This is a genomic window from Cryptosporangium aurantiacum (assembly GCF_900143005.1).
In the GTDB taxonomy this organism is placed as follows: domain Bacteria; phylum Actinomycetota; class Actinomycetes; order Mycobacteriales; family Cryptosporangiaceae; genus Cryptosporangium; species Cryptosporangium aurantiacum.
This window is the reverse complement of record NZ_FRCS01000028.1, coordinates 35282-48017: the sequence shown is the minus strand read 5'-3', so window position 1 is coordinate 48017 and position 12736 is coordinate 35282. Positions and strand designations below refer to the sequence as shown.

The 12736-nt window shown below is 70.3% G+C and carries 10 protein-coding genes; 8 read left to right on the top strand and 2 right to left on the bottom strand.

Going from position 1 to position 12736, the window contains the following annotated elements:
• Positions 1-2: 2 nt before the first annotated feature.
• From mtrA to hpf, 5 genes are all read left to right on the top strand, one after another.
• Complete coding sequence (gene mtrA / locus BUB75_RS41815) at positions 3-692, top strand: MtrAB system response regulator MtrA (RefSeq protein WP_073266045.1); 690 nt, start codon at positions 3-5, stop codon at positions 690-692.
• The gene (mtrB, locus tag BUB75_RS41810) at positions 689-2455 is read left to right on the top strand and encodes an MtrAB system histidine kinase MtrB (protein ID WP_218618101.1); all 1767 of its coding nucleotides are present in this window, start codon (positions 689-691) and stop codon (positions 2453-2455) included. The genes mtrA and mtrB overlap by 4 nt, the downstream gene beginning before the upstream one ends.
• Positions 2448-4241: an LpqB family beta-propeller domain-containing protein gene (locus BUB75_RS41805; protein ID WP_073266042.1), complete on the top strand. Its 1794-nt coding sequence runs from the start codon at positions 2448-2450 to the stop codon at positions 4239-4241. The genes mtrB and BUB75_RS41805 overlap by 8 nt, the downstream gene beginning before the upstream one ends.
• Positions 4242-4294: 53 nt before the next feature.
• On the top strand, positions 4295-5035 hold the full coding sequence (locus BUB75_RS41800) for a ComF family protein (RefSeq protein WP_073266040.1): 741 nt from the start codon (positions 4295-4297) through the stop codon (positions 5033-5035).
• A gap of 349 nt (positions 5036-5384) precedes the next feature.
• Positions 5385-6020, top strand: a complete 636-nt coding sequence (hpf, locus tag BUB75_RS41795; protein WP_073266038.1) for a ribosome hibernation-promoting factor, HPF/YfiA family — start codon at positions 5385-5387, stop codon at positions 6018-6020.
• Between the two features lie 171 nt (positions 6021-6191).
• Here hpf and BUB75_RS41790 read toward each other — a convergent pair whose 3' ends face one another.
• Positions 6192-6734 (bottom strand): GNAT family N-acetyltransferase, encoded by a 543-nt coding sequence (locus BUB75_RS41790; protein WP_073266036.1) that lies wholly within the window; start codon positions 6732-6734, stop codon positions 6192-6194.
• Positions 6735-6996: 262 nt separating this feature from the next.
• Between BUB75_RS41790 and secA the strand changes: the two genes are divergently transcribed.
• Positions 6997-9861, top strand: coding sequence for a preprotein translocase subunit SecA (gene secA / locus BUB75_RS41785; protein WP_073266034.1), 2865 nt, complete (start codon positions 6997-6999; stop codon positions 9859-9861).
• Between the two features lie 246 nt (positions 9862-10107).
• Positions 10108-11424, top strand: coding sequence for a hemolysin family protein (locus tag BUB75_RS41780; protein ID WP_073266032.1), 1317 nt, complete (start codon positions 10108-10110; stop codon positions 11422-11424).
• Positions 11425-11507: 83 nt separating this feature from the next.
• Here BUB75_RS41780 and BUB75_RS41775 read toward each other — a convergent pair whose 3' ends face one another.
• Complete coding sequence (locus BUB75_RS41775) at positions 11508-12038, bottom strand: Rv3235 family protein (RefSeq protein WP_218618100.1); 531 nt, start codon at positions 12036-12038, stop codon at positions 11508-11510.
• Between the two features lie 136 nt (positions 12039-12174).
• On the opposite strand from BUB75_RS41775, the gene BUB75_RS41770 reads away from it, so the two are divergent.
• Positions 12175-12732 (top strand): hypothetical protein, encoded by a 558-nt coding sequence (locus tag BUB75_RS41770; protein ID WP_073266087.1) that lies wholly within the window; start codon positions 12175-12177, stop codon positions 12730-12732.
• Positions 12733-12736 lie beyond the last annotated feature (4 nt).

Below are 12736 nucleotides of genomic sequence, written 5' to 3'. Positions count from 1 at the left end.
GCATGAGAGCGCGTGTGCTGGTGGTCGACGACGATCCTGCCCTGGCCGAGATGCTCGGAATCGTGCTGCGTGGTGAGGGTTTCTCCCCGTCGTTTGTTGCGGACGGTGAAGCCGCACTTACGGTTTTCCGGGAAACCCGCCCCGATCTTGTCCTGCTCGATCTCATGCTCCCCGGCATGAGCGGGCTCGACGTCTGCCGGGCGGTGCGCGCGGAATCCGGCGTGCCGATCGTGATGCTGACGGCCAAGAGCGACACCGTCGACGTCGTCCTGGGGCTGGAGTCGGGTGCGGACGACTACGTCGTCAAGCCCTTCAAACCCAAGGAACTGGTGGCCCGGGTACGGGCCAGGCTGCGACGCGGCGAGGAGGTGCCGCCGGAGACGCTGACGATCGGGCCGCCGCAAGCCCAGGTCCAGATCGACGTCCCCGGGCACTCGGTGACCCGCGACGGAGCCCCGATCGCACTGACGCCGCTGGAGTTCGACCTGCTGGTCGCGCTGGCCCGTAAGCCGCGTCAGGTCTTCACCAGGGAAGTGCTGCTCGAGCAGGTCTGGGGATATCGGCACGCCGCCGACACCCGGCTGGTGAACGTCCACGTCCAGCGGCTCCGGGCGAAGGTCGAGCGGGACCCGGAGCACCCCGAGGTGGTGCTCACCGTGCGCGGAGTCGGCTACAAGGCGGGCACCGGGTGAGACAACGGGCCCGACCCGACGACCCCGTGGTCCCCGGCACTGCCGTGGCCCCGGGGACGTCCCCGGGTACCGCACGGTCCGGCTCGCTCCGCCGCGGGTACGAACGGCTCCGGCGTGCGGTGCGGTGGCTGGCGTCGCGGGTGCTCGCCCGGTGGCGGCGTTCGCTGCAGCTCCGGGTGGTGACCAGCACGCTGCTGGCGAGCAGCGTCATGACCGTGGCGTTGGGGCTGTTCGTCGTGCACCGAGTGACCGACGGCCTGGTCGCGGCCGAGCGGGAACAGGCGCTGGCCCAGCTGGCCAGCGGAGCGACGTACCTGGGCGGCGAGCTGGCCGAGCTCAACGGTCCGGACGACCCGGAGCTGGACAACGCGCTGCGGCTGGCCGCCGTCAACCTTTCGGCGCGCGCTCCGCGCAGCGCCGGCTTCGCGGTCGCGGTGCAGCAGACCGACAACCCGCGGCTCCCGCCGAAGTACGTCTTCAGCTACGACCCGGACGACGTCCGGCCGCCCGCCGAACTCACCCGGCTGATCGCGTCCGGCAAACAGCGCGGTTACCAGTTCACCCGGACGTCGATCGACGACCGGGCGGAGCGTCCGTTCCTCGTGGTCGCGGCGCCGGTCGAGACCCAGGCCGGCCGCTTCGACCTCTACTACTTCTTCCCGCTGGACGACCAGGTGGCCACGGTCGGGCTGGTGGGGAACTCGCTGACCGCGATCGGCGCGCTGCTGTTGCTGCTGCTCGCGGCGATCGCGGCGATCGTGGCCAGACAGGTGGTGACGCCGGTGCGGGTCGCCGCGCGCACCGCCGAGCGGCTCTCCGCCGGGTTGCTCGAGGAACGGATGGTGGTGCGCGGCGAGGACGAGTTGGCCCGGCTCGCGCACTCGTTCAACCAGATGGCCGCGAACCTGCAGCGGCAGATCGTCCAGCTGGAGAACCTGTCGCGGCTGCAGCAGCGGTTCACCGCTGACGTGTCGCACGAGCTGCGCACGCCGCTGACCACCGTGCGGATGGCCGCCGACGTCATCCACGCCGCCGCCGACACGTTCCCGCCCGCGCTGGCGCGCTCCACCGAGTTGCTCTCCAATGAGGTCGACCGGTTCGAGTCGCTGCTCAACGACCTGCTGGAGATCAGCCGCTACGACAGCGGCGCCGCCGTCCTCGAACCGGAGGACGTCGATGTGCGGACGCTGGTGACCCGGACCGTCGACGGCCTCACCCAGCTGGCCGACCGCACCGGCTCGGTCCTGGAGGTCGGGATGCCGGACGAGCCGGTCGTGGCAGAGGTGGACCCGCGCCGGGTCGAGCGGATCCTGCGCAACCTGCTCGGCAACGCGATCGAGCACGGCGAGGGCCGGCCGGTGCGGATCACGCTGGCCAGCGACGCGGACGCGCTCGCGATCACCGTGCGGGACTACGGCGTCGGGCTGCGGCCGGGGGAGGCCCAGGCGGTGTTCGACCGCTTCTGGCGCGCCGACCCGTCCCGGGCCAGGCAGACCGGCGGTACCGGGCTGGGGCTCTCGATCAGCCGCGAGGACGCCCGGCTGCACGACGGATGGCTGCAGGTGTGGGGCTGGCCGGGGCTCGGTGCGCAGTTCCGGCTGACGCTGCCGCTGCGGCGGGGCGTCCGGCTCTCGGCGGCGCCGCTGCCGCTGGCCCCGGCCGACGCGGGCAGCCGCTATCCCCGCGCGATCGAGGCACCTCGTCCGCCGGAGCTGGCGGAAGTACCACCGCAGGAGAACGGAGAGACGGAGCGTCGTGCGTAGCAGTCTGGTCCCGGTCGTCGTCGCAGCGCTGCTGGCCAGCGCCCTCGGCGGCTGTGCCCGCGTGCCCGACAGCGGACCGGCCGTCCCCGTCGCAGCGCCCAGCGCGGTCCAGAGCGGCGAACCGGAGAGCGACAGCGTCAACACGTTGCTGCCCCGCCCCGGGGCGGACGCCGCGCTCTCGGTGAGCGCGTACGTCAACGCGCTGCGCGCCACCCGCAACCCCGGCCCGCTCGGCGACCACTTCCTCGCCACGCCCGCCCTCCGGAACACGTTCAGCCAGAACCCGTCGATGGTCGTCGTCCGCGGCGACGTCCGGGCGTCGGTCGCGGAGATGGCCAGCGGCGCGGCCACCACCACCGCGCTGTTCAGCGCGGACCTGATCGGCACGGTCGACAGCGACGGTGTCTTCGCGGAGGCGGAGAACTCGGCGTGGCAGGTCCAGGTCCGGATGGCGCGGATCGGGGGCACGTGGCTGTTCGCCGAGCCGCCACCGCTGATCGTCCGGGACGACCAGTTCGCCAGCTCGTTCACGCCGACCACGGTGTACTACGCGGCGGCGCCGAGCGCGGTCACCGGCACCAACCCGCAGCTGGTCATCCCCGAGCGGCGGTACGTCAACGAGGACAGCAGCGGTGACCTCGCGACGCAGATCGTCGACTTCGTGCTCGCCGGCCCGTCCGCGGCGCTGAAGCCGGTCGCGGTGAACCCGCTGCCGAAGATCAAGCGCACCAGTCGGGTGGCGGTCGAGGACGGCGACCTGATCGTCGAACTCGAGGCCCAGGCCGAGTCGCTGGACAAGGACGCGTTGAACGCGTTCGTGGCCGAGGTGGGCTGGTCGCTGAGCGCGTCGTTCTCCGGCAGCGTCCGGCTGACCGTCGGTGGCCGCCCGCTGGACGTCGATGACTTCAGCGCCAACCAGGACCAGTCGGCCTGGAAGCGCTACAACCCGGTCGTCGTCGACCGGCAGAACCTACCCACGTTCGCCGTCCAGAAAGGCGCGGTGAAGGTGCTGAGCGACGCCGGGTCGTTCGATCAGAAGCCGCTGCGGCTCGGCACGTCGGTCCAGGGCAAGAACGTGAGGTCGGCGGCGGTCTCGATGAACCTCACCCGGCTCGCGGTCGTTCGTGACGAGGCGGGTTCCCAGCGGCTCTGGATCACCGACGCGTCCGGCACGATGCAGCCCACGCTGCGGGCGTCGCAGATCGGGCGCCCGTCCTGGGGCGGTAACTCGGTCACGGTCGTCGTCCCGGTGGGCGGGCGCCTCTTCGAGGTCGGGGTCGGCAACGCGCGGACTCCGACCGAGATCCAGGTGATCGGGCCGAACGGGCGGCGGCTCCGGAACATCACGGCCATCCGGCTCTCGATGGACGGCGTGCGTGCGGTGTTCATCAACGGGACCGGCAGCTCCGCGCAGGTCTTCTTCGGGATGCTCACCGGCTCGACCGGCAGCGCGCTGGTGCTGCGAGCGCGACCGCTGGCCGTCGAGGGCGCGCCGAAGGACGTCTCCTGGTACGGCGCGGTGACCGCGGCCGTGGCGGTCACCCGGCCGGGGAACGCCGGCGACGAGGTGTCGATCGTCCTCGCGCCCGTGGACGGCTCGCCCGCGCGTATCCAGACGACGCGGCTCAAGACGACGCCGGTCGTCCGGCTCACCGCGGACCCCACCGAGAACCCGGAGCCGATCATCCCGCTGGAGCTGAGCGGACGCATCTACAGCGCGGAGGCGAACTACTCCGTGACGCCGGCGCTGCAGGTGGCCGGAGTCGCGCCGTTCTACCCGGGCTGAGCGTCGTCCACAGGGGGTTCCGCGGGCCCTCGGTGTTCGGGCACCGTTGAGGCGTGTGGCGGGACGTGCTCGACCTGGTGCTGCCGGTGCGGTGCGTGGGCTGTCGTGGCCCCGACGGGCCGCTCTGCCCGGTGTGCGGGCGGTCCGCGCTGCACACCCAGCCGTCGCTCGTCCCGGCCTGCGACCGGCCGGGTGGGGACGGCCCGGCGATCTGCGTCGCGGCGGGGGTGTACGGCGGGGCGTTGCGCTCGGCGCTGATCGCCTACAAGGAGCGTGGCCACCGTGCGCTGGCCCGCCCGCTCGGCGCCCGCCTGGCAGCGGCCGTAACGGTGGCCCTCTCCGCCGCCGGGGGTTGGCCCGGCGGCGCGGGGCCGGTGGTGCTGGTGCCGGTGCCGTCCTCGGCAGCGGCGATCCGGGAACGCCACGGCGACCACATGGCTCGGCTGGCTCGCTGCGCCGCCGCCACGCTGCGTCAGCGCGGGTACCCGGTGCGTGCCGCCTCGCTGCTCACGCTGCGTCGCACGCCGTCCGACTCGGTAGGGCTCACCGCCGCCGAGCGCCGCGAGAACATCGCGGGGGCATTCCGGCCGGTCGGCGCACGTCCCTGGCGGCACCACCGCACTCCGAAAGGCAGCACGATCGTGCTGGTCGACGACATCGTCACGACCGGCGCGACGCTCGCGGAGGCCTGCCGAGCGGCGGAGGCGGGCGGGTTCGTGGTGCGGGCCGCGGCCCTCGTCGCAGCGACCTCGCGTCGGGTACCCGACGCGAACGGTGTTCGTCACGATAGGTAGCGCCAAAGTTGCGGAGTGGGTGCAGACTGCTCGTACAGCGTGTCGCCACGCGCGGTGTCTGATTCCATTCTGATGGAACCGAAAACCCGGTCACCAGGCATGACAAGCATACGGTTTGAGCAAACCGGATGAATTGGTCGGAGTGGAGGGGTGACGACCCCTACCCCGAAGAGTTAGCGTCAGGTTCCACAGCAGTTCTCGCCCTGAGTAGATGGATGACATCGAGGGGAGGTCGCCGCTCACCGGTTCCCTCCCGCCCCGTGTGACGGGCAAGGGTGACCGGTACCTCGTTGAGAAAGCCGCCCGGAGTCGGGCCGGCTGACCAGTTCGCGGAAGCGTGGAGGTACGTGTGGACATCGTCGTCAAGGGTCGTAACGTCGAGGTGCCCGATCACTACCGGCAGAACGTGAGTGAAAAGCTCTCTCGCGTCGAGCGCTACGACCAGAAATTGATTCGTATCGACGTCGAACTGTTCCACGAACCGAACCGTCGGCAAGCGCAGACTTGCCAGCGGGTCGAGATCACCGTCAAAACCCGGGGTCCGGTGATTCGCAGCGAAGCCGCTGCAGCGGATTTCTACTCCGCATTGGACCTCGCGATCACGAAGCTGGAGAACCGTCTCCGTCGCGCCGCTGACCGCAGGCGCGTTCACCACGGTCGTCGCACCCCCGTCTCGGTCGCCTCGGCGATGGCGGAAGCGACCGCAGAGCTGCCGGCGCCGATGTGGGCGCTGCCGAACGGCTCGGAACCCACGCTGGAGGAGCACGGGTCGGTCGCTGTACTCGACGAGTGGGAGGACGGTCCGTGCCGGATCGTCCGCACCAAGGAGCACCCCGGTGAGCCGATGACCGTCGACGACGCCCTCTTCGAGATGGAACTCGTCGGGCACGACTTCTACCTCTTCAACGACAAGGACACTGGTCGGCCGAGCGTCGTCTACCGCCGCAAAGGCTACGACTACGGAGTCATCTGCCTGGGGATCTAGCGGCCGGCGGGCTCCACCGCCGTAGCAAATGCAAATGCAACAGCGTCATGCGGACGCTCGGCAGCGCGCCGGGCGTCCGCTTCGTGTCTACGGCGGGGACGCGAGGGCACGGGCCTGGACCCCGACGGCGGAGCGGAACCCGCCCACGGTGGCTCGCCGGACGGCGTCGATCTAGAGGTCGGAGGGCAACAACGAGCCGATCCAGGCATCCGCGCGGGAACCGTCACGGCGCCGGATGCGATCTCGCAGAACCCCCTCGACGGTGAAACCGGCGCGCTCGGCGACGGCGCGGGAGCCGTCGTTGCCGACCTCGGCGAGCCAGCAGAGCCGCGCCACCCCGAGCGCGCCGAACGCCCAGCGGGCGACGGCCAGCGTGCTCGCGGTCGCCACGCCGCGGCGGCGAGCCCAGGGAGCGGCCCAGTAGCCGACCTCGGCGAGCCCCTCGGGAAGGTCCATCGATACCAGGCCGACCGTGCCGAGCCCCTCGCCACTGACCGCGTCGAACACGCCGAACGGTGCCGCCCGACCCGACTTCCAGGATTCTTCGACGTACTCGGTGGCGTACGCGACGGCGTCGTCGAGGCGGTAGGGGGTGGGGACGCGGGTCCAGCGCTGGATTGCGGGGTCCTGGCAGGCGCGGAAGATCCAGTCGGCGTCGACGGCCTGGCACGGCCGCAGTTGGAAGCGGCCGGCGGCGATCTCCACGGTGTCCACCCCGACATCCTGGCCGCTCGACCCGGTGCGGGCAGCACTGGGTACGGCGCAAACGGGGAAATCTTCGGCAAAATGTCCCGGCCCGACTATTGTTCGGAGTTCCGCGGACGCCGGTGACCCACAGGTTGCCGCTCCCGGGAACCGTCGGCTCGCCGCTGCGGTTTACTGGGTGGGCTGTGACATGTTTTTGGCCGTGTGCCCCGACCGGTGGACGGCTGGCCGCGTAGCGCGGGAGGCCCGCCGCCGCACGCCCGCGCCTACGATGGCGGTAGGACATCTGAGGGAGCTGACCGAACCCGTGATCTTCGAGAAGATCCTCCGCGCCGGCGAGGGGCGGATCATTCGCCGTCTCAAGGCGATAGCCGACACCGTGAACTCGATCGAGGACGAGTACACGGACCTGACGGACGCGGAGCTGCGCGAACTGACCGACCAGTTCAAAGAGAGGTACGCGGACGGCCAGACGCTCGACGACCTGCTCCCCGAAGCGTTCGCCGTCGCTCGCGAGGGCGCCAGGCGCGTGCTCGGGCAGCGGCACTACGACGTCCAGCTGATGGGTGGCGCGGCGCTGCACCTGGGCAACATCGCCGAGATGAAGACCGGTGAGGGCAAGACCCTCACCTGTGTGCTCCCGGCGTACCTGAACGCGCTGGCAGGCAAGGGCGTCCACGTCGTCACGGTCAACGACTACCTGGCACAACGTGACGCCGAGTGGATGGGCCGGATCCACCGGTTCCTCGGGCTCTCGGTCGGCACGATCCTGCCGAACGCGCTGCCCGGCGCGCACAAGGCCGCGTACGAGTGCGACATCACATACGGCACGAACAACGAGTTCGGCTTCGACTACCTGCGCGACAACATGGCCGGTTCCGGCCAGGAGCTGGTCCAGCGCGGTCACTTCTTCGCGATCGTCGACGAGGTCGACTCGATCCTGATCGACGAGGCCCGTACGCCGCTGATCATCTCCGGCCCGGCTGAGCAGTCGGCGCGCTGGTACACCGAGTTCGCCCGGATCGTCCCGCGGCTGCGGCGTGACCGGGACTACGAGGTCGACGAGGGCAAGCGCACGGTCGGCATCAGCGAGGAGGGCGTCGAGAAGGTCGAGGACCAGCTCGGCATCGACAACCTGTACGAGGCCGTCAACACGCCGCTGATCGGCTACCTGAACAACGCGCTGAAGGCCAAGGAGCTCTTCAAGAAGGACAAGGACTACATCGTTGTCGACGGTGAAGTCCTGATCGTCGACGAGTTCACCGGTCGCGTGCTGCACGGCCGTCGTTACAGCGAGGGCATGCACCAGGCCATCGAGGCCAAAGAAGGCGTGAACATCAAGGACGAGAACCAGACGCTCGCCACGATCACGCTGCAGAACTACTTCCGGCTGTACGACAAGCTCGGTGGCATGACCGGTACGGCCATGACCGAGGCCGGCGAGTTCCAGAAGACCTACAGCGTCGGCGTCGTGCCGATCCCGACGCACCGGGACATGATCCGGCTCGACAAGGCGGACGTCGTCTACAAGACCGAACCGGCGAAGTTCGAGGCGGTCGTCGAGGACATCGCCGAGCGGCACGCCAACGGCCAGCCGGTCCTGGTCGGCACCACCAGCGTCGAGAAGTCCGAGTACCTGTCGACGATGCTCAACCGGCGCGGTATCCGGCACGAGGTGCTGAACGCGAAGAACCACGCGCGTGAGGCCGAGATCATCGCCCAGGCCGGGCGCGAGGGTGCGGTCACGGTCGCGACGAACATGGCCGGCCGTGGTACCGACATCATGCTCGGCGGCAACCCGGAGTTCCTGGCCGCTGCCGAGCTGCGCAACGGTGGCCACACCCCGGACGACGAGGACTGGGACGAGCTGCTCGAGGCCACGATCGAACGGGTCAAGGAAGAGGTCGAGGAGGAGGCCGAGAAGGTCACCGACGCCGGCGGCCTGTATGTCCTCGGCACCGAGCGGCACGAGTCGCGGCGGATCGACAACCAGCTGCGTGGCCGGTCGGGTCGGCAGGGTGACCCCGGTGAGTCCCGGTTCTACCTGTCGCTCGGTGACGACCTGATGCGACGGTTCAACTCCGGTGCGGTCGAGGCGATCATGGACCGCCTCAACATCCCGGACGACGTCCCGATCGAGTCGAAGATGGTCAGCCGCCAGATCCAGTCGGCGCAGACCCAGATCGAGCAGCAGAACGCCGAGGCGCGGAAGAACGTCCTCAAGTACGACGAGGTGCTCAACAAGCAGCGCCAGGTGATCTACGCCGAGCGCAAGCAGGTGTTGGACGGTGCCGACCTGCAGGAGCAGATGCGGCACATGCTGGACGACATCGTCGAGGCGTACGTCGGCGCCACCACCGGTGAGGGGTACGCCGAGGACTGGGACCTCGAGGAGCTGTTCAAGAGCCTCAACCTGATCTACCCGGTCTCGTTCACGCTGGAGGAGCTCGAGGAGGAGGTCGGCGGGCGCGAGGCGATCGACGCCGAGCTGCTGATCGCGCGGCTCACCGAGGACGCGCAGTCGGCGTACGACCTCCGCGAGAAGGAGCTCGGTTCCGAGCTCATGCGCGACGCCGAGCGGCAGATCGTGCTCGCGGTGCTCGACCGGAAGTGGCGCGAGCACCTCTACGAGATGGACTACCTCCAGGAGGGCATTGGCCTGCGGGCCTACGCCCAGCGCGACCCGCTGGTCGAGTACCAGCGTGAGGGCTTCGATCTCTTCAACGGGATGATGGAGGGCATCAAGGAGGAGTCGATCCGGCTGCTCTTCCACGCCGAGATCCAGACCGAGGAAGCGCCCGCACCGGCTCCGTCGGCCGACGACTCGCCCACCGTGGAGACGCCGATCGAGCGGCACGTCGAGGTGCAGGGGCTGATCAAGCCGCGCCCGTCGAACCAGCCGCTGCAGTACAGCTCGCCGACGATCGACGGCGAGGCCGGCACCGGTGGCGGTGTCGCGGTGGCGACCGAATCGCCGCTGGGTGCGGCGGCCGGGTCGTCCGGGACGTCCGGGGGCCGGAAGGCGGCGTCGCCGGGGCAGAAGGTCGGTGCGGGTCCGTCGCGGAACGCGCCCTGCCCGTGTGGCTCGGGCAAGAAGTACAAGCGCTGCCACGGTGCGCCGGGCGGTCCCGCGTAGGTCTTTCATTCGGACGCCCGGCGCGGCGCCGCCGCAGGACGGTCACCGTCCGCAGCGGCGCCGCGCGGCGTTCAGCGCGGCGGTTGCGCCGCGTTTGCGCGGCGGGGAACGCTGGGTAGGCGTTGGTAGGGTTAACTCCCGGCAGGGTCCCGGTCGCCGCCGATGCTGGCGGCGCATCGTCCGGCCCGCCGGTCCCACCGGCGCGGCCCGCTGCCGAGTGGGTCTTTTCGGCTCCCGAGAGGAACCATGGACTCCGTCGGTGCCCAACTGGCACTCGTCGCTCTGCTCGTCCTGCTGAACGCCGCTTTCGCCGGTAGTGAGATCGCGCTGATCTCGCTCCGCGAGAGCCAGCTGCAACGATTGTCTCGCCGCGGATCCGGTGGCCGGGTGCTCGCCAAGCTGGCGCGGGACTCCAACCGCTTCATGGCCACGATTCAGGTCGGGATCACGCTCGCCGGGTTCCTCGCTTCCGCGACGGCCGCGGTATCGCTCGCGCAACCGCTGGTCGGCCCCCTCGGGTTCCTCGGCAACGCGGCGCGGCCGGTCTCGATCGTCATCGTCACGATCCTGCTGACGTTCGTGACGCTGGTCTTCGGTGAGCTCGCCCCGAAGCGCATCGCGATGCAGCGAGCCGAGGGCTGGGCACTCGCGGTCGCCCGCCCGCTCGACCTCCTCTCGACGCTCAGCCGCCCGGCGATCTGGCTGCTCGGCATCACCACCGACGCCGTCGTCCGGCTGCTGGGCAGTGATCCCGATCGGCAGCGTGAGGAGGTCACCCGCGAGGAGGTCACCGAGATGGTGAGCTCCCACAAGGGCTTCACACCGCTCCAGCAGACGATGATCGTCGGCGCGCTGGAAGTGGGTGACCGCGTGCTGCGCGAGATCCTGGTGCCGCGCCGCGAGGCGTTCGTCCTGCCGGTCGAGTACGACGTTCCGCGGGCGCGCCGGGCGCTGGCCGACTCCGGTCACAGCCGGGCGCCGGTGGCGGTGCGGGGCTCGCTGGACGACGTCATCGGCGTCGTGCACCTGCGCGACCTGCTCGACGACGAGGGACGGCTGATCGACCGGATCCGCCAGGTACCGGCGCTGCCCGGCAGCATGCGGGTTCCGGACGCGCTGCGCGAGCTGTCGTCGGCGCGCACCCAGCTGGCGCTGGTCGTCGACGAGCACGGCGACATCGACGGGCTCGTCACGGTGGAGGACCTCGTCGAGGAGGTCGTTGGCGAGATCTACGACGAGACCGACAAGGACGTCCGGTCGGTGCAGATCGCCGAGGACGGTTCGATGCTGCTCCCGGGGTCGTTCCCGGTGCACGACCTGGTCGACATCGCGATCGAGCTGCCGCACCGGCCGGAGGGTGACTACACGACCGTGGCCGGTCTGATCCTGGCGGTGCTGGGGCGGATCCCGCGCTCGCCGGGTGACGCGGTGACCGTGGATCGCTGGTCGTTCGAGGTGCGGGCGGTGCGGCGGCGAGCGATCACCGAGGTGCAGGTGCGGCCGGAACCAAACGCCGGAACCGAACCCCAAGAGGTCGAAGAGCCCGCCGCCGCGGCGGACTAGCTCGATGACGGCGAAGCGGATTGCATTTGCGAGGCCTATGGCCCTTCCAAATGCAATCGGTTCGGCGGCTCGTGAGACCGCTGTCACAGGATCGTGAGGACGGGGCAGCGCCAGCGACCGTCCAGTCCTTCCAAGCGCACCGCGATGGCCCTGGTGCGGGTGCCGACCTTGGCCAGCACCGTGACCTCGGCGACGCCGTCGGCCGGTTCGCACACCAGCGTCCGGCCGATATGGATGCGCGTCCGGGCGGCCGGCCCGGGGATCGTTGCCGTGCCGGCCGCGGCGCGGGCACGGGCGCGATGCAGCCGACCGGAGAGGCGCTCGTACGCCTCTTCGGTGAGGTGCGCCCGTAATTGGCGCTCGGGACGGCGTCCGCTCAGGACCTCGAGCAACGCGAGGACGAGCGCGCGAGCGTGCGCCGCAGGGTCGGGCAGCGCGTGCCGGGGCGTCGCCTGGGGTCCGAACGACACCTCCGGCGGACGCTCCGGTGGGCGGTCGATCGCGAACGGCAACTCCGGCGGCACCGTCGCTCGAACCTGCACGGTCGGGGGTCGGACGAGCGACACCGCGGGCGGCTCGAGCGCCGGTGGACGGCACACCACGGGAACCCTCACGGCACCCTCCTTGCTGTTACCTATGTTTGCTTTCGTTTGCATTAGGAAACGGCTGGAAGGTAGCTCGGCGCAAGGGCTTGATCGCTGACTGTGGAAATCTCGGTCGCCGAGCGTGGTGATCGGCGACAGTGGAGCGGTGGACGGACGCTGGGAATCGCTGTTCGCCGACGCGGACGCGCAGTTCGAGGCGCTGCGCCGGGAGGAGATGTCGGCCGAGGCCGCTGACCGCAGCCGCCGTGAGTTCGCGCTGATCGGCCTGGTCGACCGGCTGCGTGGCGCGCTCGGAGCACCGGTCGAGGTCTCGGTGGAATCCGAGCGGATAACCGGGACCGTGTGCGGGGTAGGTCCGGATTGGATACTGCTCGACGGACCCGCAGGGCGGAGCGTCCTGATTCCGCTGACCGCAGTGGTGGCCGTGAGTGGGTTGCCGGGGCGCACGTCGGCGCCCGGTACGACCGGCGCGGTCGAAGCGCGGCTCGACCTGCGTTACGCGCTGCGCCGCTTGGCGCGTGACCGTGCGCCGATCAGGGTGTTACTCCGTGGGGGACGCTCAGCGTTCGGGACGTTCGATCGGGTCGGACGCGATTTTGTGGAGTTCGCGGAGCACGTACCGGGGGACGCGCGTCGGGTCGGCGCCGTCCGCGCCGTGCGCAGCATCCCGCTCGATGCTCTCCTGGCAGTCCACGCCCGATGACCCG